This window comes from Mesorhizobium sp. CNPSo 4684 (assembly GCF_057784315.1).
The window spans coordinates 71,600-92,630 of the sequence record NZ_JBWLUX010000023.1 but is presented as its reverse complement, the minus strand read 5'-3'; the positions used below and the strand labels follow the sequence as shown (position 1 = coordinate 92,630).

22 protein-coding genes, 1 tRNA gene and 1 riboswitch are annotated in these 21,031 nt (G+C 63.7%); of the genes, 12 read left to right on the top strand and 11 right to left on the bottom strand.

The features are described 5' to 3' along the window. Positions 1 to 220: 220 nt before the first annotated feature. A tRNA-Leu gene (locus AC04SG_RS21580) sits at positions 221 to 305 on the top strand. Between the two features lie 501 nt (positions 306 to 806). Next, positions 807 to 1,739: a TauD/TfdA dioxygenase family protein gene (locus tag AC04SG_RS21575; protein WP_488552703.1), complete on the top strand. Its 933-nt coding sequence runs from the start codon at positions 807 to 809 to the stop codon at positions 1,737 to 1,739. A gap of 59 nt (positions 1,740 to 1,798) precedes the next feature. Here the strand turns inward: AC04SG_RS21575 and sucD are convergent, their stop codons facing one another. From sucD to AC04SG_RS21550, 5 genes are all read right to left on the bottom strand, one after another. Next, the gene (sucD, locus tag AC04SG_RS21570; RefSeq protein WP_192257619.1) at positions 1,799 to 2,698 is read right to left on the bottom strand and encodes a succinate--CoA ligase subunit alpha; all 900 of its coding nucleotides are present in this window, start codon (positions 2,696 to 2,698) and stop codon (positions 1,799 to 1,801) included. Positions 2,699 to 2,712: 14 nt separating this feature from the next. Further along, positions 2,713 to 3,897, bottom strand: coding sequence for a malate--CoA ligase subunit beta (locus AC04SG_RS21565; protein ID WP_023827346.1), 1,185 nt, complete (start codon positions 3,895 to 3,897; stop codon positions 2,713 to 2,715). Between the two features lie 19 nt (positions 3,898 to 3,916). Next, positions 3,917 to 4,879 carry an HpcH/HpaI aldolase/citrate lyase family protein gene (locus AC04SG_RS21560; RefSeq protein WP_488552702.1) on the bottom strand — a complete coding sequence of 321 codons (963 nt, stop codon included), beginning with the start codon at positions 4,877 to 4,879 and terminating at the stop codon, positions 3,917 to 3,919. A 13-nt stretch (positions 4,880 to 4,892) separates the two neighbouring features. Further along, a complete protein-coding gene (locus AC04SG_RS21555) occupies positions 4,893 to 6,083 on the bottom strand; it encodes an aminotransferase class V-fold PLP-dependent enzyme (protein WP_488552701.1) in 1,191 nt (396 codons plus the stop codon). 146 nt (positions 6,084 to 6,229) lie between these two features. Continuing rightward, a complete protein-coding gene (locus tag AC04SG_RS21550) occupies positions 6,230 to 6,895 on the bottom strand; it encodes a LuxR C-terminal-related transcriptional regulator (RefSeq protein WP_210388288.1) in 666 nt (221 codons plus the stop codon). Positions 6,896 to 7,288: 393 nt separating this feature from the next. Here AC04SG_RS21550 and mgtE point away from each other — a divergent pair, with 393 nt between their 5' ends. After that, entirely contained in the window at positions 7,289 to 8,707 is a 1,419-nt protein-coding gene (gene mgtE, locus AC04SG_RS21545) for a magnesium transporter (RefSeq protein ID WP_488552700.1), read from the top strand. Positions 8,708 to 8,865: 158 nt separating this feature from the next. Next, positions 8,866 to 9,252, top strand: a complete 387-nt coding sequence (locus AC04SG_RS21540; protein WP_112565167.1) for a MerR family transcriptional regulator — start codon at positions 8,866 to 8,868, stop codon at positions 9,250 to 9,252. Positions 9,253 to 9,537: 285 nt separating this feature from the next. Here AC04SG_RS21540 and AC04SG_RS21535 read toward each other — a convergent pair whose 3' ends face one another. The 3 genes from AC04SG_RS21535 to AC04SG_RS21525 form a co-directional block, all read right to left on the bottom strand. Then, positions 9,538 to 10,032: a methyltransferase family protein gene (locus AC04SG_RS21535; RefSeq protein ID WP_488552699.1), complete on the bottom strand. Its 495-nt coding sequence runs from the start codon at positions 10,030 to 10,032 to the stop codon at positions 9,538 to 9,540. Further along, entirely contained in the window at positions 10,029 to 11,030 is a 1,002-nt protein-coding gene (locus AC04SG_RS21530) for an acetyltransferase domain-containing protein (protein WP_488552698.1), read from the bottom strand. Before AC04SG_RS21530 ends, AC04SG_RS21535 begins: the two co-directional genes overlap by 4 nt. Before the next feature lie 275 nt (positions 11,031 to 11,305). Continuing rightward, complete coding sequence (locus AC04SG_RS21525) at positions 11,306 to 12,469, bottom strand: aromatic ring-hydroxylating oxygenase subunit alpha (protein WP_488552697.1); 1,164 nt, start codon at positions 12,467 to 12,469, stop codon at positions 11,306 to 11,308. A gap of 119 nt (positions 12,470 to 12,588) precedes the next feature. Here AC04SG_RS21525 and AC04SG_RS21520 point away from each other — a divergent pair, with 119 nt between their 5' ends. From AC04SG_RS21520 to cobO, 5 genes are all read left to right on the top strand, one after another. After that, positions 12,589 to 13,281 (top strand): gamma-glutamylcyclotransferase, encoded by a 693-nt coding sequence (locus tag AC04SG_RS21520; protein ID WP_488552696.1) that lies wholly within the window; start codon positions 12,589 to 12,591, stop codon positions 13,279 to 13,281. A 67-nt stretch (positions 13,282 to 13,348) separates the two neighbouring features. Continuing rightward, positions 13,349 to 13,543, top strand: a riboswitch (cobalamin riboswitch). Positions 13,544 to 13,579: 36 nt separating this feature from the next. Beyond that, positions 13,580 to 13,759: a CbtB domain-containing protein gene (locus AC04SG_RS21515; protein ID WP_112565177.1), complete on the top strand. Its 180-nt coding sequence runs from the start codon at positions 13,580 to 13,582 to the stop codon at positions 13,757 to 13,759. Between the two features lie 15 nt (positions 13,760 to 13,774). Continuing rightward, entirely contained in the window at positions 13,775 to 14,548 is a 774-nt protein-coding gene (locus tag AC04SG_RS21510; protein ID WP_488552695.1) for a CbtA family protein, read from the top strand. After that, a complete protein-coding gene (cobU, locus tag AC04SG_RS21505; protein WP_488552694.1) occupies positions 14,541 to 15,053 on the top strand; it encodes a bifunctional adenosylcobinamide kinase/adenosylcobinamide-phosphate guanylyltransferase in 513 nt (170 codons plus the stop codon). The genes AC04SG_RS21510 and cobU overlap by 8 nt, the downstream gene beginning before the upstream one ends. Further along, a complete protein-coding gene (gene cobO, locus AC04SG_RS21500; RefSeq protein ID WP_488552693.1) occupies positions 15,053 to 15,667 on the top strand; it encodes a cob(I)yrinic acid a,c-diamide adenosyltransferase in 615 nt (204 codons plus the stop codon). The genes cobU and cobO overlap by 1 nt, the downstream gene beginning before the upstream one ends. 152 nt (positions 15,668 to 15,819) lie before the next feature. Here cobO and cbiB read toward each other — a convergent pair whose 3' ends face one another. Then, positions 15,820 to 16,797 carry an adenosylcobinamide-phosphate synthase CbiB gene (gene cbiB / locus AC04SG_RS21495; RefSeq protein WP_488552692.1) on the bottom strand — a complete coding sequence of 326 codons (978 nt, stop codon included), beginning with the start codon at positions 16,795 to 16,797 and terminating at the stop codon, positions 15,820 to 15,822. On the opposite strand from cbiB, the gene cobD reads away from it, so the two are divergent. Beyond that, the gene (gene cobD / locus AC04SG_RS21490; protein ID WP_488552714.1) at positions 16,796 to 17,851 is read left to right on the top strand and encodes a threonine-phosphate decarboxylase CobD; all 1,056 of its coding nucleotides are present in this window, start codon (positions 16,796 to 16,798) and stop codon (positions 17,849 to 17,851) included. The two genes, cbiB and cobD, sit on opposite strands and share 2 nt — an antisense overlap. Further along, positions 17,848 to 18,357, top strand: coding sequence for a tyrosine phosphatase family protein (locus AC04SG_RS21485; RefSeq protein ID WP_488552691.1), 510 nt, complete (start codon positions 17,848 to 17,850; stop codon positions 18,355 to 18,357). The genes cobD and AC04SG_RS21485 overlap by 4 nt, the downstream gene beginning before the upstream one ends. A gap of 3 nt (positions 18,358 to 18,360) precedes the next feature. Here AC04SG_RS21485 and AC04SG_RS21480 read toward each other — a convergent pair whose 3' ends face one another. Both AC04SG_RS21480 and AC04SG_RS21475 read right to left on the bottom strand, forming a co-directional pair. Continuing rightward, on the bottom strand, positions 18,361 to 19,164 hold the full coding sequence (locus tag AC04SG_RS21480) for a creatininase family protein (RefSeq protein ID WP_488552690.1): 804 nt from the start codon (positions 19,162 to 19,164) through the stop codon (positions 18,361 to 18,363). Positions 19,165 to 19,381: 217 nt separating this feature from the next. Beyond that, positions 19,382 to 19,765 carry a RidA family protein gene (locus tag AC04SG_RS21475; RefSeq protein WP_488552689.1) on the bottom strand — a complete coding sequence of 128 codons (384 nt, stop codon included), beginning with the start codon at positions 19,763 to 19,765 and terminating at the stop codon, positions 19,382 to 19,384. Between the two features lie 254 nt (positions 19,766 to 20,019). Between AC04SG_RS21475 and AC04SG_RS21470 the strand changes: the two genes are divergently transcribed. Further along, positions 20,020 to 21,024 (top strand): ABC transporter substrate-binding protein, encoded by a 1,005-nt coding sequence (locus AC04SG_RS21470; RefSeq protein ID WP_192257587.1) that lies wholly within the window; start codon positions 20,020 to 20,022, stop codon positions 21,022 to 21,024. The last annotated feature ends 7 nt before the right edge of the window (positions 21,025 to 21,031 follow it).

The following is a 21,031-nucleotide window of genomic DNA, read 5'->3' as shown; positions in this document are numbered from 1 at the left end:
ATTTCGGCCTTCGCGCATGACCCCGAAGATCGGAACGATCTTCGGAAAGGATCATGCGCCAAATCAAAGTGCTACAGCGTCCTTTGCGCGTCCAACAGGACGCGCGGCGCTGTAGAGGCCGTTATGCCAATTCCCGGCGATTATTGCGCGCCGCGCCCTTGTTTCGCCGGAAACGATTTGCTACACGCCGCGAGCCGGTTCGTTCCGGCTCCTACCACGGGCGGTCGTGGCGGAATTGGTAGACGCGCAGCGTTGAGGTCGCTGTGGGGCAACCCGTGGAAGTTCGAGTCTTCTCGACCGCACCAAAATTCGACCCATCGCGATCGGAATCGCCTAAATCCTAATGAGATCAGGTTGCGACGTCCTGCTGCTTGCGGCAGCCGCCGCGCGCTCCTAGGTCCCGATGGTGGATGCATCGCCATCAGTGCAGCTCATTTGCCCGGAAACGGCTTCCTGCCTTGTTGGGACGCTTCCCCATCGTCCTCCCCAGCAAACCCGGCACAGTCTGGATACGCCTGCGCGCTCCACGCCGCCGCCATCTCGGAGAACGAGCTTGTGCAGAAGTCATTTTTCCCCGAGTCGCCGAACTTTGAAACACTTTTTCTATGGAATTTGTAGAATTACGTTTTGAATGGGGTCTCGGTACTGCTCGCAAAGTCCTAGCGGCCTTCGCCCTCCTGCGTTGCGATCAGCGCTTTCGTAGCAAGCAAGACAGCTCCCTGCGAAAGGGGCTCCGCCGATCGCTGTGCGGCCGGTAACGGCGGAGCATTGCCAGCAGCCCGCAGTCCAGAGGATAGAGGTTTTCCATGCCCAAACTTGCACCCGTAGAGCAGACCATTCCGGAAGCCGATATTGTCCCGCTTACGGGGCGTGTCGGCGCTGAAATCAGGAACATACGGCTTTCCGGCGATCTGCCGCAGCAGACCATAGCGGCTATCAACCAGATCCTTCTGCGGCACAAGGTCGTCTTCTTCCGCGACCAGGCCCATCTCGACGATGCCGAGCAGGAGCGCTTCGCGCATCGTCTCGGCGACCTCGTGCCGCATCCGACCCAGGGTCCCGTCAGGGGAACGGCGTCCATTCTCGAGCTCGATTCGAGCCGTGGCGGCGGTCGCGCCGATCAGTGGCACACCGACGTCACCTTCGTTGACGCCTATCCGAAATTCTCCGTTCTTCGCGGCGTCGTCATACCGCCGGCAGGCGGCGACACCATCTGGTCGAACACCGCCGCGGCCTACCAGGACCTGCCCGCACCGCTGAAGTTGCTGGCGGACAATCTCTGGGCAGTTCACAGCAATGCCTACGATTACGCCGCCGTGCGGCCGCGCGCGAGCGCCGCGGAAAAGAAGCATTTTGAGGAGGTCTTCACCTCGACGGTCTACGAGACCGAGCATCCCGTTGTCCGCGTCCATCCCGAAACAGGCGAGCGCTCGCTTTTGCTCGGCAATTTCGTGCAAAGGCTGGTCGGTCTTTCCAAAAGCGATTCAGCGCGGCTCTACGAGGTGTTCCAGTCCTATGTCACCGCGCCGGAGAACACCGTCCGCTGGCGCTGGAAAGCCGGCGATGTGGCGATCTGGGATAACCGGGCCACCCAGCACTACGCAGTCAACGACTATGGCGATCAACACCGGGTCGTGCGTCGCGCCACGGTCGACGGCGACGTTCCGGTCAGCGTCGACGGCCGCCGCAGCGTTACCCGCACCAAGGTTGCGAAGCCCGCGACCGACAAGGCCGCCTGAGGTCTGGGCGGTCTGAACTCTAGCCGCCTGAGGCGCGGTCGAACTTGGAGGGCCGCCGTTCAGGCGGCCTTCTTCATCCGCGACAGCGTGTCGGCCACCACCTCGCCGAAGGAGGAGGGCGTCGGCACGATGACGACGCCTGCGTCTTTCAAGATCTCCACCTTTTCCTGTGCCGACTCGCCGAAGGCCGAGATGATGGCGCCGGCGTGGCCCATGCGGCGGCCTTTCGGAGCGGAAAGGCCGGCGATGTAGGCAATCAGCGGCTTCCTCATATTGTCGCGCGCCCAGATCGCGGCTTCGGCTTCCTGCGGCCCGCCGATCTCGCCGATCATGACAACGGCGTCGGTCTCGTCGTCCTGTTCGAACAGCTTCAGCATGTCCTTGAAAGAGGAGCCGTTGATCGGATCGCCGCCGATGCCGACGCTGGTCGACACGCCGATGCCGAGCGCCTTCATCTGCGACGCGGCCTCGTAGCCGAGCGTGCCGGAGCGGCCGACAATTCCGACGCGGCCCGGCAGATAGATGCTGCCAGGCATGATGCCCATCAGCGCCTGTCCCGGCGTGATGACGCCGGCGCAGTTCGGGCCGATCAGCCGCATGCGGTCTTCGTAGCGGTAGCGCAGCATGTAGCGCTTGACCTGCATCATGTCCTGCGAGGGGATGCCGTCGGTGATGCAGACGCAGAGTTTTATGCCGGCGTCCGCCGCTTCCATGATCGAATCGGCGGCAAAAGGCGGCGGCACGAAGACGATGCTTGCCTCGGCGCGGGTTTCGCGCACCGCGCCCTTGACCGTGTTGAAGACCGGCAGGCCAAGATGCTTCTGGCCGCCCTTGCCGGGGGTGACGCCGCCGACAAGCTTGGTGCCGTAGCGCTTCATGTCGTCGGCATGAAAACTGCCGATCTTGCCGGTGAACCCTTGCACGATCACGCGGGTGCTGCGGTTGAGCAGAATTGCCATTGTCTCGACCTCCCTCAGGCTGCTTTTTTCTTGGTGGCCGCGCGCCAGGCGGCGACGGCTTTTTCGGCGGCTTCGGCCAGCGTGTCGGCAACGATCACCGCCTCGCCGGAATCGGCCAGGATGCGGCGTCCTTCCTCGGCCCTGGTGCCGGAAAGCCTGACCACCAGCGGCACGTTGACGCCGACCTCGCGGATCGCCTTGATGACGCCTTCGGCGACCCAGTCGCAGCGGTTGATGCCGGCGAAGATGTTGACCAGAATGGTCTCGACATTCTTGTCGCCGAGCACGGCGCGGAAGGATTTCGCCACCCGTTCGGGCGAGGCGCCGCCGCCGATGTCGAGGAAGTTGGCCGGCTCGCCGCCGGCGATCTTGATCATGTCCATGGTCGCCATGGCGAGGCCGGCGCCATTGATGATGCAGCCTATATTGCCGTCGAGGCCGACATAGGAGAGGCCTCGGTCGCTGGCGAAGGTTTCGCGCGGGTCTTCCTGGCTCTTGTCGCGCAGCTCGGAGATTTCCGGCCGGCGGAACAGCGCGTTCTCGTCGAACGACATTTTTGCGTCGAGCGCGATCAGATTGCCGTCGCGGGTCACCACCAGCGGATTGATCTCCAGCATCGAGGCGTCGTAGTCGCGGAACACCTGGTAGCAACTGAAGATGGTTTCGGTCGCCTTGCCGATCAGATTGTGATCGAGGCCGAGCCCGAAGGCGATTTCGCGCGCCTGAAAACGCTGCATGCCGACGCCGGGATCGACCGATGTGCGCAGGATGGAATTGGGCGCCTTTTCGACGATGTCCTCGATCTCCATGCCGCCGGCGGCCGAGGCCACGATCATGACGCGCTCTTCCTTGCGGTCGAGGACGAAGCCGACATAGAGTTCCTGCGCGATGTCGACGGCTTCCTCGAGGTAGAGGCGCGAAATCAGCTTGCCGCGCGGGCCGGTCTGCTGGGTCACCAGCTTACGGCCGAGCATGGCTTCGGCGGCATTGGAGATTTCCTCGTCATTGGCGCACAGCTTGATGCCGCCGGCCTTGCCGCGCGCGCCGGAATGCACCTGCGCCTTCAGCACCCATTTGGCGCCGCCGATCTCGCGCGCCCGGTAAGTTGCCTGCTCGGGGCTGTAGGCCAGCCCGCCGCGCGGCACATGCACGCCGTGGCGCGCCAAGAGTTCCTTGGCCTGATATTCGTGAATGTCCATTTTGTCCTCCCAAAAACAGTCAGTGCGTGGCGACGCGCGCTTGGCCGGCGCGCTCGATGGCTTCGTTGACCACCAGAACATTGCGGGCCATGCGCTCCGACGCGGCGTCGATCATCTTGCCGTCGAGGGCTGCCGCTCCCTTGCCCTGCGCCTCCGCCTCCTTCAGGACTTCGAGGATGCGCCTGGCGCGGGTGACCTCTTTTTCCGGCGGCGAGAAGACGTCATTGGCGAGAGCGATCTGCGAGGGATGGATCGCCCATTTGCCTTCGATGCCGAGTGCGGCGGCGCGCCTGGCGCCGGCGATGTAGCCCTCGGGATCGGAGAAGTCGCCGAACGGCCCGTCAATGGCGCGCAAGCCGTAGGCGCGGCAGGCGACGGTCATGCGCGACAAAGCGAAATGCCATTGGTCGCCGGGGTAGTCGGGGTTCAGCCCGCCAATGTTGACGGTGCGCGCCTTGCAGCTTGCCGCATAGTCGGCGACGCCGAAATGCATGGCTTCCAGCCGGCCGGGGGTCGCGGCAATCGCCTCGACATTGGCCATGCCGAGCGCTGTCTCGATCAGCGCTTCGAGGCCGACGCGGGTCTTGAACCCCTTGGCCATCTCGATCTGGTTGACCATGGCCTCGACCATATAGAGATCGGCCGGCACGCCGACCTTCGGCACCAAAATCGTGTCCAGCCGGTCGCCGGCCTGTTCCATGACGTCGACCACGTCGCGATACATGTAATGGGTGTCGAGGCCGTTGATGCGCACCGAGACAGTCTTGCCCTTGGCGCGCCAGTCGATGTCGTTGAGCGCCTGGATGATGTTCTTGCGGGCGCGCTCCTTGTCGGGCGGCGCGACCGCGTCCTCGATGTCGAGGAAGATGAAGTCGGCGGCACTGTTGGCCGCCTTGTCGATCATCTCCGGGCTGGAGCCGGGAACCGCCAGCTCGCTGCGCTGCAGCCTCAGTTTCTTCAGATGGTTGATGGTGTGGCTCATCGTCGGCTACCTCTCAAGCGGCTTCGGCGACCGGCACGGCGGCCGAGGCGCGGAAATGCTGGATGGCGGCGCCGACGCCGGAGCCGGGCGCCAGCCGCACGCCGCAGTCGAGCAGCGCCATCTCGGCTGCCGATAGCGAGGCCAGCACCATCACCTCGTTCAGCCAGCCCAGATGGCCGATGCGGAAGACCTTGCCCATCACCTTGTTGAGGCCGCCGCCGAGCGACGTCTGGTATTTCTGGTAGGCGCGCTTGACGACGTCGCCGCTGTCTATGCCTTCGGGAACCAGGATGGCGCTGACCGTATCGGAATGCCATTTCGGCGCCTTGGCGCAGAGTTTCAGGCCCCAGGCGTCGACCGCCTTGCGCACGCCTTCAGCGAGGCGGTGGTGACGGGCGAAGATGTTGTCCAGCCCTTCCCCGGTGATCAGGTCGAGCGAGGCGCGCAGGCCGCGTAAGAGCTGCGTAGCCGGCGTATAAGGAAAATAGCCGGCATCGTTGGCGCGGATCATGTCCTCGAAGGAGAAAAAGCAGCGCCGGTGGGTGGCGCTCCTCGAAGCGACAAGCGCCTTCTTGCTGACCGAGAGGAAGCCGAGGCCGGCGGGCAGCATGAAACCCTTCTGCGAGCCGCTGACGGCGCAGTCGACGCCCCATTCTTCCTGGCGGAAGTCGATCGAGCCGATCGACGAAACGCCGTCGACGAAGAGCAAAGCAGGGTGGTTGGCGTCGTCGAGCATGGCGCGGCAGCCGGCGACGTCGCTGGTCACGCCGGTCGCCGTCTCGTTCTGGGTGCAGAAGACCGCCTTGATGCGGTGCGCCTTGTCGGCCTTCAGCCGCTCGGCATAGAGTTCTAGCGGCACGCCGGTGCCCCATTCGCAGTCGATCACGTCGACCTCGAAACCGAGGCGCTCGGCCATGTCGACCCACAGATGCGAGAACTGGCCGAAGCGCGACATCAGCACGCGGTCGCCGGGGCTGAGCACATTGGTCATCGCCGCTTCCCAGGCGCCGGTGCCGGAGGAGGGGTAGATGAAGACGCGGCCGGTCTCGTTCTTGAACACCTTCTTGATGTCTTCGAACAGCGGCAAGGTGAGATCGGGGAAGGATGCGGCGCGCATATCCTCCATCGGCAGGTTCATTGCCTGCCGGACCTGTTCGGGAATGTTGGTCGGTCCGGGAATGAAAAGATGGGTGAAACCGGCCATGTCGCGAACTCCTCCTGATCCAGCAAAGCGGTGATGGGGAGTTTCGTTTCGGCGGCTAAAGGCAACAACACCTTGCCGGGTAACATCTTGCCGCGTGCGGGTGGGGGCGGCCTACCCGGTTGGCCTACCCGCGGCCTGTCGCTTGCCTACCCGAAAGGCTGCTTCTGGGTACGCCTCTCGCGCGCATAAAGTGCGACGGCCATCGCCCGGTTGCGGACGTCGAGCTTGTCGTAGAGATTCTTGAGGTGGTATTTCACCGTGTTCTCGGAAATCCCCGTCCGCGTTGCGATCTGCAAATTGGTCCAGCCGTCGGACAGCACCGCCAGCAGCTCGCGCTCGCGCACGGTGAGCTGCGACAAGGGCGTGTCGTTGACCTTGTTGATGTCGATGTAGGGGATGCAGATGCGGCCGTGCGCGACGGCCAGGATCGTTTCGAAGATGATCGACGGGTCGTCGAACTGGAAGCAGTAGCCCTGGGCACCGAGCCGCACGCACTGCTTCAGAATGCCGATGTCATGGTCGTTGGAGAACACCGCGATGCGCACGCCGAGCTTGCGGCTGTGAACCTCGGCCAGCACATCGGCGCCGTCCATGTCGGCGAGCTTCCAGCCGATTACGGCGACGTCGAATTCGCCTTCCGCTGCCAGTTCGAGGAAATGCCTGCCGCTTTGCACGCAGGCCAGGAGTTCGAACCGCCCGTCGCAGTCCAGCATTTCGCGCAGCGCCGATATCACGAGCGGATTGCGTTCGGCGACGACCACGCGCACGCGCCGTTCCTCGATTGCCTTCACTGTCTGTGACCTGATCTTCAAGGGCTTCCGGCTGTTCTGGTTGTGGCCTGGGCGGGTCCGGCCATTGCCTGGACCTGCATCATGACAATTCTGCCCCAACCGTGCGGGGGTGCTCTTTCCCCAGCGACATGCGCTGTCGCGCTGCCTTAAGCCGGAACGCATCCTGTTTTGATGAAATCCACCGGCTTTGCGCCTGGTGACACCATCGCATCGGCGCAAACCGGCGCCGACGGCCAAGCGGGCATTTCGCTTGAAATTCCCGTGCGTTAGAGCGACAGCTTGCGTTGTCGAATCGTGTCGCGGCCCTATCTACTTTTGTTCGAGCGCCGGACCCAGAACCGGTTTCCAGTTTTCAAGATCATGGTCTAGACCTGACGGACACCTTTTCCCAAGGGATGATGGCGGGAGGCGCTGGTGGAAAGCCAGGACGAACTAACGAGCGGCGCCAAAGCCGCTGACGACGCCCACGCCGACATCTATGGCGAGGACGGCGCCGTGCTGTCGTCGTTCCTGGCCCAGATCGGTGCTGCCATTGCCGATCGCGACACGCTGACGCTGAAGCGCGAAGTCGACGACCTGCACCAGTCCGAACTCGGCGACCTGCTCGAAGCGCTGCATCCCGAACAGCGCCGCGCTTTGGTCGAGCTGCTCGGGGTCGATTTCGACTTTTCGGCGCTGACCGAGGTCGACGAGGCGATCCGCCGAGATATCGTCGACAACATGCCCAATGCGCAGATTGCCCAGGGCATGCAGGACCTCGATTCCGACGACGCGGTCTACATTCTCGAAGACCTCGAAAAGGAAGACCAGGACGAGATCCTGTCGCAGCTGCCGTTCACCGAGCGGATCAGGCTGCGCCGTTCGCTCGACTACCCTGAAGAGACGGCCGGTCGCCGCATGCAGACCGAGTTTGTCGCGGTGCCGCCGTTCTGGACCATTGGCCAGACCATCGACTACATGCGCGAAGACAAGAACCTGCCCGAGCGCTTCAGCCAGATCTTCGTCATCGATCCGAGCTTCAAGCTGCTCGGCGCCATCGACCTCGACCAGATCCTGCGCACCAAGCGCGCGACCAAGGTCGAGGAGGTGATGCACGAGACAAGGCATGCCATTCCGGCCACCATGGACCAGGAAGAGGCGGCACGGGAATTCGAGCAATACGATCTTCTCTCCGCCGCCGTCGTCGACGAGAACGAGCGGCTGGTCGGCGTGCTGACCATCGACGACGTCGTCGACGTCATCCAGCAGGAAGCGGAAGAAGATCTGCTGCGCATGGGCGGCGTCGGCGACGAAGAGCTGTCCGACAGCATTCTGTCGACCTCGCGCTCGCGCGTTCCCTGGCTGCTGGTCAATTTGTTGACGGCGTTCCTGGCAGCGTCGGTGATCGGCCTGTTCGACCGCACCATCGAGCATATCGTGGCGCTGGCCGTGCTGATGCCGATCGTAGCCGGCATGGGCGGCAATGCGGGGTCGCAGACTATGACCGTCACCGTGCGGGCGCTGGCGACCAAGGATCTCGACATCTACAATGCCGGCCGCATCATCCGCCGCGAGATGGGCGTGGGTTCCATCAACGGCATCATCTTCGCGGTGCTGATCGGCATCGTAGCGGCGGCCTGGTTCCGCGACCCCAATCTGGGCGGCATCATTGCGGCTGCTATGATCATCAACATGTTCGTGGCAGCCCTTGCCGGCATCCTGATCCCGCTGCTGCTCGACCGGTTCAAGATCGATCCGGCGGTGGCGTCAGCGGTTTTCGTCACCACGGTCACCGATGTCGTCGGCTTCTTTGCGTTTCTGGGGCTGGCCACCTGGTGGTTCGCCGTCCCCTGACGAAACAGGACATGGTGCTGTCAATTGACTTTTACGTAAATGCCGTGCGACGCTGCGTCGGGGCTTCCTGCCGAGTCCGGTATGGAGCGGGTTGATCGGAATTGGGGGAGGTGCCGCGCAGGCGGCCGCTGACTCACGTTCCGGCATTTGGAGCAACGATGCGGGAATATTATACGATCACCGAGCTAACGCGCGAATTCGATGTGTCGACGCGCACACTGCGCTTTTACGAGGATGAAGGGCTGGTGCAACCGGTGCGGCGCGGCCGCACAAGGCTGTTTCGCCCCTCGGACCGGCATCTGATCCGCCAGATCATGCGCGGAAAACGGCTCGGCTTCTCGATCAACGAGATCCGCGAAATCATCCAGATGTACAAGGAACCGCCCGGTGAGGTCGGTCAACTCAACCTGATGATCAAGCGCATCGAGGAAAAGCGCGAGGATTTGCGCCAGAAGCGGCGCGACCTTGAGGAGACGCTGGCGGAGCTCGACCAGGCGGAGGAGTCTTGTGTCGAGCGGTTGGTGGAGCTGGGGGTTAATACCTGAGGGTCGCTGCGCAGGCTATTGGTTCAAACTTCCGAAGGTCGGTGCTGCCCCTCATCCCCCTGCCGGGACCTTCTCCCCGTATAGTGACGGGGAGAAGGGGCTGAACGAGGCGCCGGCGCTTTTCTGCAACGCAGGCAATTGGCGAAACCTTCAGCCAAAGGGCCCTTTCTCCCCGTCACTATACGGGGAGAAATGTCCGGCAGGACAATGAGGGGCAGCGCTAACGTTCGCTGAATTATCAATCCGAACTCGAGCGATCGCCTTTGGTCCGCGAGCCGCTCCGCCTCAGATCCAGCGCCTGACTCGCTTCGCGTAGTCGCGGTACTTCTTGCCGAATTTGGCGGCCAGAACTTTTTCCTCTTTTTCGATCGCGACCTTTTGGGTCGCGAAGGCTGCGATCAGGGCCAGCGGCAGGAACCATGCGATCCCTGAAACGAAGGCGACGCCGATGAGCATCAGCGTGTTGGCGAGATACATCGGGTTGCGGGTGACGCCGAACGGGCCTGACGTCACCAGATGCTCCGGCACGCCATTGGGATTCATCGTGGTCCTGGCGCGCATCATGGCGCGGATGGCGGTGAACCAGAGCGCGGCGACGGCAAACAGCACCACAAAGCCGGCCGCGAACAGGAGGTCGCCGAGGAGGTCGCCGATCCAGGGCAGGGGATAGAAGAGGCCGAGCACGACGCTGATGGCGATGGCGGCGCAGTAGATCAGTGGCGGCCATGGAATCAGCCCGGCTTTCGATGGCCCAGCTTTTGCCGGCAGCTTGTCGGTCATTGTTGCCCTCCCTGCGTCATCGGGCTCTCCTCCGTCTTGGCGGTGCAGATGCCGGCAAGGTCGCTCAGATGCGCCTTGAACTCCGGGGTCTGGTCGCCATTGTAGAGCCGGTCGAATGCTGCCTCGCCTTGCAGCGTGTCCAGCATGCACACACAATAGCTGGCGCAGAACTCCGTGTCGCGCTGCTGTTCGCAGGATACCTGGCATTCCTTGAGGAAGACCACTTCCCTTGTCTCGACCGGCGCCGGCGAGATTTGCGAGAACAGCCAGACACAGCCGAACAGCAGCGGCTGGTGGATCAGGTAGAACGCCAGGCTGTGGCGGCCGATGAAGGTGAACGGCTTGGCCCAGCTTCCAGGCGTCAGCGTCGCCAGCCGCGCCAGAACGCCGGTGGTGGAGGCTAGTTTTGCCGTGGCGATACCGACAAGCACGGCGCCGAACCAGGGAAATAGCGGCACATAGTCGTTGGAGCGCGGGTTGATTGCCGACAGGCCGACCCACCATAACACCGGATGATCGAAGGCTTCGGATCGGAGATAGAGGGGTGCTGCGATCACCACTGCCGCCACGACCAGCGTCAGCAATGACGGCAGCCGCAGGAACAGAAGGCCAAGCAGGCTGGCCAGCGCTATCTCATGCAGGATGCCGAAGAAGATGAAGCTGCCCGGCGTGACGAAGTATGTGACCGCAGATATGGCGGCGGCCGCCATGGCGACCATGGCAAAGCGTTTCCAGAAACTGTTCCAGCGGATCTGCCTGCCATGGGCGAGAAACAGGCTGACGCCGACCAGGAACAGGAAGGTCGAAGCGATGCAGCGCGCATAGATCTTCCACCAGCCGACGGCGGTAAGGCCGGGATCGGTGTAGTGGAAATTTTCGAGATCCCAGGTGAAGTGGTAGCTGGCCATGGCGATCAACGCGATGCCGCGTAGGACGTCGATGGCGACGATGCGCTTCGGTTGATCCGGAACAGGTGCGATCGGCGTTTGGATGCTCATGGTCTCGTAATCTGATTCAGCCCCTGAAGACGACTATCACGGTTGCACCGGACAAAAGAAGGCCGTGCGCGCTCGCATCGCCCGCGTCGCGGCTGCATGAGGCGGCGCTTTAGGTCAGAGCCGGAAAGGCTTTGGCCGAATTCGCTTTTTGCCGCCACTGGTCTATTCGGTGGTGCTGGCGTTTTTCGGCCTGGGCTCGGTTTTCGTCACGCTCGGCCTGCAGGCCGCGGCCTGCGGCTTTCGTCACCTGGCGCTATCTGCCGAAGTCGCTTTGATCAGAGCGCTGCGTGGCGCTCGCGCACCCAGTTGTGGAAGCGATGCAGATCGTATTCCTCAGGCATCAGCACGCCCGCTTGGTGGCGCATCGAGCGCAGGCCTTTCTGGTTGACCTCGCAGATCGCTGCATCCTCCTCCAGCACCTGGGTGCCGAAGGCGACGACATTGTCGATGTCGGTCTCAGCGAGCGCCTTCGGCGCGAACAGCCATTCCGCGGTGAGTTCGGTCTGCTCGGGGCCGAGCGGTGTGAGCCGTACGGTCCTGACATAGTCGACATGGCCGACGATGAACATCGACGGCAGGCTGGTGGCATAGGTCTGGCCGGCTGCACGCTCGGCCAGCGTCAGGCCGGAGAAGACCGGGCCATGGACATGGCCGTCGCGCGACCAGGTCTCGGCGCCGGCGCGCAAGCCGCCGGAAAACTCCGGCGCGTCATTGTCGGCATGGCGGACCCAGTCGGGGTCGTCGTGCCGGCTCATCAGGCCGCGGCCGTAGATCGGCACCAGCCGCGACAGGTCCTTGTGGACGCCAGGGCAGTGCAGGCACTCGTTGAAGTTCTCCCAAAAGATCTTCCAGTTGCAATTCATCACCTTGCGCAGGACATGGCCTGATACCAGCGTTTCCAGCGGCCAGTTGCCGAGGTTGCCGGAAGCCGGATCGAAGGATGACGCAGCCGTACCGTCGACGCTTTCAGCAAGGTTGATGAAGACAAAGCCGCGCCAGACCGACAGCGCCACCCGATAGAGCGGATGATCGGCCTTGTCGAAACCGTCGGGCAGCGATTTCGAGGGAACGCGCACCAGATCGCCGCGCAGCGAATAGGACCAGGCGTGGTAGGGGCACGTGATCAGCCGCGCCTTCAGCCGGCCCTCGCTCTCCTGGCAAAGCTGCGAGCCGCGATGCCGGCAAGTGTTGTGGAAGGCGCGCAGTTCGCCGGTGTCGTCGCGCAGCACGACGATTTCCTGCGTGCCGACACGAAATGTCCTGAACGCCAAAGGCTGGGCAAGGTCAGCCTCGCGGCAGACGAGCAGCCAGCTTTTGTACCAGATGGCGTCGAGATCGCGCTGGTAGGCGCCAGCGTCCCAATAGGCCGAGGACGGCAGCGTCGGCTCCAGCCGGGTCAGGCCATTATAGGGATCGCGCTCGCTCGGGCTGGGTTGCATGGCCGGCTTCCTCTGGGATACCAGCCGACACCCCGGCAAATCGTTTGTCAATCACGGCTGACATTGCCGGTTGCGGGCGCGGCGCATAATCATGTCGTGGCATTGGGGGATTCGGAAAATTGGACGCACGACAGATGTCGCTTACGCCGGAGCTGGTCGCGCGTTGCTGGCGCGAGATCGCCGACGCCGGGCCGGATCCGGACTCGATGCATCTGGATGACAGCGACTATGATTCGCTGCTGGATGAATTGCAGGCCGAGCTTCCGGACACCGAGCCGCTGTGGCTGTTCGGCTATGGCTCGCTGATCTGGAAACCGGAAATCGATTATGTCGAGGACCGCGTCGCCCTGGCGCGCGGCTGGCACCGCTCCTTTTGCATGAACATGACGCGCTGGCGGGGCACCAAGGAAAGCCCCGGCCTGATGATGGCGCTCGACAGCGGCGGACAGTGCAAAGGCGTTGCCTTCCGGCTGGCCGACGACAACAGGCGCCAGCAACTGGGCCGGCTGTTCCGGCGCGAAGTCACGCTGAAGCCGACAAGCTACCGGCCGCGCATGCTGAAGCTTGCAAGCGAGGCCGGTCCGCTCAGGGCGCTGGCTTTCGTCATCAACCGCACCGGCCTGACCTATTCCGGTCCGCTCGACGAGGCGAAGGTCGTCGAGCGGCTGGCCACATCCTGCGGGCACTGGGGGTCGGGCGCGGACTATCTCTACAACACGGTGAAGAATCTGGAGGAGCGCGGCATTCACGACCGCCATCTCTGGCGGCTGCAGCGGCTGGTTGCCGAGCGGATCACCGCCTTGAACCCGTAACGCTGCATGGCGCATTCGCGCTGTTGGCCGGCGGAATTTGGTTTGCCGGATGCGGCTGTTTCAGCCTATAGTCACGCATGTCGTCGGTTCCGTTAGGGACCAAGAGGGAATGCGGTGAGGGCTGACTTGTTGCCCAATGCCGTGGCTGCCCCCGCAACTGTGTGCGGTAGTCCTCTCCAAGCCACTGAGGATTTTTCTTCGGGAAGGTGGGGAAGGGCGTTATTCCGCGAGCCAGGAGACCTGCCGGCGACAGGGAACTGACTTCGATGCCCTCGGGTGGAGGGCGAAAGGACAAGATATGAATACCGCTTCCGTCTCCCTCGGCGCTTCCGTCTCCTCGCAGTCGCGCTTCATGCAGCTCGTGCTTAGCGCGTTTCTGGGCATTTTCGTCATCGGCGTTGTCGGCTTCTCGCATATCGATGCGGTCCACAATGCCGCGCACGACTATCGCCATTCGATGGCGTTCCCCTGCCACTGACGAGGATCTGACATCATGAATCTGTTTCGCAACGTCGTGTTCGTCGCGGCGATCGCCGGGCTCGTGGCCGGCGTCGTCCTCGCCTGCATGCAGGCCTATGCCACCGTGCCGCTCATCCTGAAGGCGGAAGTTTACGAACAGGCCGGTGGCGGCCATCAACATGAGCATGCTGCGGCGCCCGCCGCCAACGCTGCGGACACCAATGCCATGAGCACCGCCGCGCCGGCTGAGGCAGCCGCGCCGGCAGAGGACGAAGGCTGGGCGCCGGCCGACGGCTTCGAACGCTTCGCCTTCAGCGTGCTGGCCAATATCGTCACCGGCATCGGTTTCGCGCTGGTCCTGGTGGCGGTTTCCGAATTCGCCGGCGGCATCGGTAACTGGCGCCAGGGCGTGTTCTGGGGGCTGGCCGGTTTTGCCGCGTTCACGCTCGCCCCGGGCCTCGGCCTGCCGCCGGAACTGCCGGCGATGCCGGCGGCCGACCTCACCCAGCGCCAGATCTGGTGGTGGGCAACGGTGGCGGCGACCGCGGCCGGTCTCGGCCTGATCGCCTTCCGCAAATCGCTGCCGCTGGCGATCCTGGCCGTGGCCCTGATCGTGGCGCCGCATATTGTCGGCGCGCCGCAGCCGGACAGCTTCGAGACGCCGATCCCCGAAGGCCTGCATCACCAGTTCGTGGTGGCGGTGACGGTGACCAATCTGGTGTTCTGGCTGGTGCTCGGCGCGGTTGTCGGCGTGGTGCGCGGACGCTTTACCGGTACGGCGACCAGCCTGCGCAACAGCTTTGCCTGATCGCAGTTTGACTTTCATCATCGGCGGCGCGCGCTCCGGCAAGAGCGCGCATGCCGAAACCTTGGCGACCGCGTTGCCGCCGCCATGGGCCTATATCGCCACCGCTGAAGCCTATGACGAGGAGATGCGTGAGCGCATCGCGCAACACAGGTCGCGGCGTGGCCAGGGCTGGGCGACCATCGATGCGCCGCTCGATCTCGCCGGTGCGCTCGAAGCCTTGCCGGACAACCAGCCCGTACTCGTCGATTGCCTGACGCTGTGGCTGACCAATCATATGCTGGCGGATCATGATCTCGAGGCGGAATGCCGGCGGCTGGCCGATGTGCTGTCGCGGCCGCGCGGGCCGTGGTTCGTGGTCTCCAACGAAGTCGGGCAAGGCATCGTGCCCGACAATGCGCTGGCACGCCGGTTCCGCGACGCTGCCGGCCGGCTCAACCAGCATGTCGCCGCAATTGCCGATACGGTGCTATTGATGGTGGCGGGGCTGCCGCTCAAGGTGAAATAATGGCCGACATCGACGCAAAAGACGAGGAACGCCACCGCGCCAAAATGGCCAAACGCAAGGCCGTGCAGGACGCCGAGGTTGCGGAAAAGACGGTCGAGAAGGGACTGCTCATCGTCAACACCGGACCCGGCAAGGGCAAAACCACAGCTGCCTTCGGCCTGGCGCTGCGCATGCTCGGCTATGGCAAGCGCGTCGGCGTCGTGCAGTTCATCAAGGGCAAATGGCACACCGGCGAAAAGGATGCCTTCGCCGCGTTCGGCGACCGCGTCATCTGGCACACGATGGGCGAAGGTTTCACCTGGGAGACGCAGGATTTGAAGCGCGACATTGCGGCGGCCGAAGCCGCCTGGGTCAAGGCGCTGGAGTTGATCGCCGATCCGTCCATCAGCCTTGTCGTGCTCGACGAACTGAACATCGCGCTGCGCTACGACTATCTCGATCTCGACAAGGTCGTGGCGGCCCTAAAGGCGCGGCGCGAAGGCCTGCATGTCGTCGTCACCGGCCGCAACGCCAAGACGGCGCTGGTCGAGGCAGCGGATCTTGTCACCGAGATGGGCGTGACCAAGCATCATTTTTCTGCGGGCGTGAAAGCGCAGCAAGGGATCGAGTTTTAGGGGGTTATCCTTCCACCTTGTGGGGAGGGTCGATCCGCGAAGCGGAGCGGGGTGGGGGTCCTCGTAGGGCGCTGTCCCCCACCCCGGAAAAAAATGCCGCCTTGCGACATTTATTTTCCGACCCTCCCCACAAGGGGGAGGGTAAGAACCGTTCAGAACGTCATCGCAATCAGCGCCGCCGAGAGCAACCCGAACAATCCAATCAGCAGATAATCGGCGACCTGGTAGAGTTTCAACGCCCGCCTGATGTCCAGGCTCTCCGCCTCGCGGCGGCCGCCTTCGCCCATGAACGCATCCTCGACGACAACGCCGCCATAGCTGCGCGGTCCCGCCAATGCCAGGCCGAGCGCGCCGGCCATCGCCGCCTCCGGCCAGCCGGCATTGGGCGAGCGGTGCTTTTTGGCGTCGCGCCGCACCGCTTTCCAGGCGTTGCGGGGATCGGCGCCGTCGACAAGAAAGGCCGCGGCAACGATCAGCAGTGCGGTCAGCCGAGCGGCCGGCAGGTTGATCCAGTCGTCGAAGCGTGCCGCTGCCCGGCCGAAGGCCTCGTGGCGCGGCGTGCGATGGCCGATCATCGAATCGGCGGTGTTGGCGGCTTTGTAGGCGACGCCGCCGGCCAAGCCGCAGACGCCGGTCCAGAAGGCGGGCGCGACGATGCCGTCGGAAAAATTCTCGGCCAGGCTTTCGATCGCGGCGCGGCTGACGCCGGCGTGGTCGAGCTTTTCGGGGTCGCGGCCGACGATGCGCGCGACAGCAATACGGCCGAGCGCCAGCCCGCCGGTGTCCAGCGCATCGGCCACGGCCTCGACATGTTCGGTGAGGCTCTTTTGCGACAGCAGCGACGAGGCCAGGATCGCTGTGATGATCATCCCGGCGGGAAAGAGCTGCCACAGCAGGATTTGCACGATGAAGGCGATCAGCGCAGGCACCAGCACGATCACCAGCAGCGCCTGCATGCCGCGGCGACGACGCTGCGCGTCGGAATCAGTGTCGCGGTTGAGCCGGAGGTCGAGAAAGGCTATCAGCCTGCCGAACCAGGTGACGGGATGGCCAACGGCACGGAACAGCCAGTCCGGGTAGCCCAGGATGCGTTCGATGGCCAGCGACAGGAAAGCGATCAGGACCGACATGAAGCTTTCTGATGGAGCGATTGCTGCGGTGGATCACGGTGGATCCCTTGGCCGGGCGAGCGCGCTCTTCCCCCACGCGCCACAGCCTTTCGTCGATCTCTCGACTGGTATCAATCCGCACTCCTACCCGCTTTTCGATCTGCCCGCCACCGCTCTGTCGCGATTGCCGGAAGCGGCGCGTCTGCATGAACTGGCTAAGGTCGCCGCCGATGCCTATGGCGCGCCGTCGGCGGTGCATGTTGCAGCGGCCCCGGGCACGCAGATCCTGTTGCCGCGCGTCGCCTCGCTGGTGAGCCCCGGCCGGGCGTTGGTGCTGGGGCCGACCTATGCCGAACACGCCAGGGCGGCCGCCATTGCCGGCCATGCGGTATCGGAGGTTGACGATTTCGACAGGCTCGCCGGTGCCGACCTCGCCATCGTCGTCAACCCTAACAATCCTGATGGGCGGGTCGTTTCGCGGGAAAGGCTGCTGCGGCTTGCCGGGCAATTGCGCGCCAAGGGCGGGCTGCTGGTGGTCGACGAAGCCTTCATGGATGTCGGCCCGCACGTGGAAAGCCTGGCCGGCGATGTCGGGCAGGGCGGCATCGTCGTGCTGCGCTCCTTCGGCAAGTTCTTTGGTCTTGCCGGCCTGCGGCTCGGTTTTGCGCTTTCCGACACGCTGACGGTCGAAAGACTGGAGACGCAATTCGGACCTTGGGCGGTCGCCGGTCCGGCACTGGAGTACGGCATCCGCGCGCTTGCCGACAGCGGCTGGCAGGCCGACATGCGCCGCCGGCTGGCCGAGGATGCCGCGCGACTCGACGCGCTGTTCGGTCGGTTTGGCATTCCCGTCGCCGGCGGCACGACGCTGTTTCGCTATCTGCGATTTGCCGATGCGCCCGGTCTGTTTTCGGCGCTTGGCGAGTGCGGCATCCTGCTCCGGCATTTTTCCGACCGCCCGCAGGTGCTGCGCGCGGGACTGCCTGGACGTCAGGAGGAATGGCAGCGGCTTGAATCGGCGCTTGCCGGCTGGGACGCACGGCGCGACGATAGCGCCAGGGAGATCGCGCGATGATCCATGTCTGTTCGCTGTCCAAGCTCGAGGAGACGGTGGCCGGAAGCGGCGCCGAGCGCGTGCTGTCGCTGCTTGCCGCCGGCACCGAGGTGATGCGGCCGGCCTCGATTGCGCGGGAAAACCACCTGCATCTGGTCATGCACGATATCGCGGTGGCGCAGGACGGCATGACCATTCCGGGCGAAGACCATGTGCGCAAACTGCTCGATTTTGCCCGCAAATGGGATCGCGCCAAGCCGATGGTCGTGCACTGCTACGCCGGCATCAGCCGCTCGACCGCCTCGGCCTATATCATTGCGGCAGCGCTGGCGCCGAAGCGCGACGAGGCGGAACTGGCGCAGACATTGCGGAAGCTTTCGCCCTCGGCGACGCCCAATCCGCGGCTGATCGCGGTAGCCGATACGTTGCTCTCACGCCAAGGCCGCATGATCGAAGCGATCGAAGCGATCGGACGTGGCGCCGACGCTTTTGAGGGCACGCCGTTTGTTCTCAAGATCGACGGCTGAGCTTTACGCCAACCAGTCGGCGAGCTTCGCCTTGCGCACGTCCTTCAACAGGGTGATGAAGCCGTCGGCCTGATGCTCCGCCGTCAGCCGGCCTTTTTCCGCGGTGGCGATCGAGGCGTCGCCGACGACGCCGTTGGGGTTGAGGTCGCTGGCGATCCAGGCGAAGGCGTGTGTGCCGGTGTGGCGCAGCAGCGCAAATTCGGTCTCGGCGCGGGCGACCTTGGAGACGAAATTGTCGGCCTTGCCCATGTCGACCAGCTCCGGGCGGAAATGCAGCATTAGTGAAGTCTCGACATCGCCACCATGAATGCCGTGGCGATCTTCCAGCTCGGTGTACATGCCGGCCGGGCGGCCGAAGCGCTGCCAGCTGGTCTTCACCGCCAGCATCCTTTCACGCACGCGCAGCTCGCGCGTGACGATGCCCATGATCTCTTCATTGCCGCCATGCGAGTTGACGACGATCAGTTTTCTCACCCCGGCACGGGCGATGGACAGGCCAAGTTCGGTCCAGGCATCGACCAGGGTCGTTGCAGGCAAAGTGAGCGTGCCCGGTGCATGCAGATGCTCGTTCGATTTGCCGACCGCCTGGACCGGCAGAATGCGGATGTCGAGATCGCCTGGCAGGCGGGCGATCACCGTGTCCAGCATGCCGTTCATGATCGAAGTGTCGGTCGATACAGGCAGATGCGGGCCGTGCTGCTCGATCGCCGCCACCGGCAGGACGGCAATGGTCGCCTCCGGGTCGATCGTAGCGTATTCGGTGGTCCGGTAATCGCCCCACCACACGCGTCTGTTTGCAACGGTCATGTCATGCCTCAACGGAATTCATCTGGTGTTTGCGCTGCCCCTCACCCTTACCCTCTCCCCGTGAAGAACAGGGAGAGGGGTCGCCAGCGTTTGAGCTAGACCCTTCTCCCCGTCACAATACGGGGGAGAAGGTGCCGGCAGGCGGATGAGGGGCAGCGCTAACTTTGCGTGACTTTAGACTATTGGCCGGCCGATTCGTAGATTTCTCCGACACTTCTCATCGAGCCGCGATCGCCTCGACCTCGACCTTGAATTCGGGCCGCGCGAAGCCCGACACGATCATCAGTGTCGAGGCCGGCGCCGGGCTGGCAAACAGCCGATCACGGACATCCATATAGGGCCGCAGATGCCCGCGGTCGGTGACGTAGGCGTTGATGCGCACAATGTCGGCAAGCCCAAGCCCGGCTTCACCCAGAATCGCCGCAATGTTCTGGAAGCACAATTCGGCCTGGGCGCCGGCATCCTCCGGAATCTGGTCATCCGCCGTTATAGCGACCTGACCCGAGCACAGCACCAGCCGCTTGCCCGCCGGCACTTCGACGCCATGGCTGTAGCGGGCGAAAGGCGGCTTGATCGACTTCGGGGCGAGGAATCTGAACATGGCAATCTCCGGTTCTGCGGCCAGCCTAGGGCCGGACGGCTTGCTCCTCAAGATGTGGTGCATGTCGCCCGGGCGATTGTGGACAGGCGTCCAAAAAATAGGCACGATGCCTCCCGCACAGCATGACCCGTCCGGTCTTGGCAATGGCTGCCGCGTGAAGCAGGCGGTCCGGGCGGTGGCATGTGTCTTGCTTCTTGGACCAATGGTGTCGAGCCCGGCGCGTGACGCTCCGGAGCCAACAGAGGGTGGTGTTGATGTACGGAAAACAGAAGATTTCGGCGGTCGCGCTCGCGCTGCTTGGAGCCAGCACGCTAGGGGCTGCGGCGAACGAGAAGGTCACCTTCGGCACCAACTGGCTGGCCGAGCCCGAACATGGCGGCTACTACCAGGCCGTGGCCGACGGCACCTATGCCGCCTGCGGCCTCGATGTGACGATCTCGCAGGGCGGTCCGCAGGTCAGCGGCCGGCCGCTGCTGCTCGCCGGCAAGCTCGATTTCTATATGGGCGGCAATCTGCTGTCGGCCTTCGACGCCGTGCAACAAGGCATTCCGATGCGCGTCGTGGCGGCCGATTTCCAGAAGGACCCGCAGGTCATCATGTCCCAGCCGGGCCAGGGGCTGGACAAGTGGGAAGATCTGAAGAACGCCGACCAGTACATACTGGGCGACGAGGGCGCGCAGACCTTCTTCCAGTGGATGGTCACCGAACTCGGCTTCGATGCCGCCAAGCGCGTGCCTTACACTTTCAACCCGGCGCCCTTCATCGCCAACAAGAAGTCGATCCAGCAGGGCTATGTCACCTCTGAGCCGTTCGCGGTGCAGAAAGCGGGCGGCTTCCTGCCCAACCAGTTCCTGCTCGCTGACTATGGCTGGGAGACCTATGCGACCACGGTCGAGGTGATGCAGGATACGATCGACAAGCGGCCGGAGGTGGTGCAGTGCTTCGTCGATGGCTCGGCCAAGGGCTGGTACAACTACCTCTACGGCGACAACAAAGCCGCCAACGACATGATCAAGAAGGACAATCCTGACATGACGGATGAGCAGATCGCCTTCTCGATCGAGCAGCTCAAAAAATTCGGCGTGGTCGATTCCGGCGATTCGGAAAAGCTCGGCATCGGCGCCATGACCGACGCACGCATTCAGAGTTTCTATGACAAGATGGTCAAGGCCAAGGTCGCGCAGCCCGGCATCGACATCAAGAAGGCCTATACGCTGGCCTTCATCAACAAGGGCGTTGGGCTCGAGCTGAAGAAGTAATCGTGAG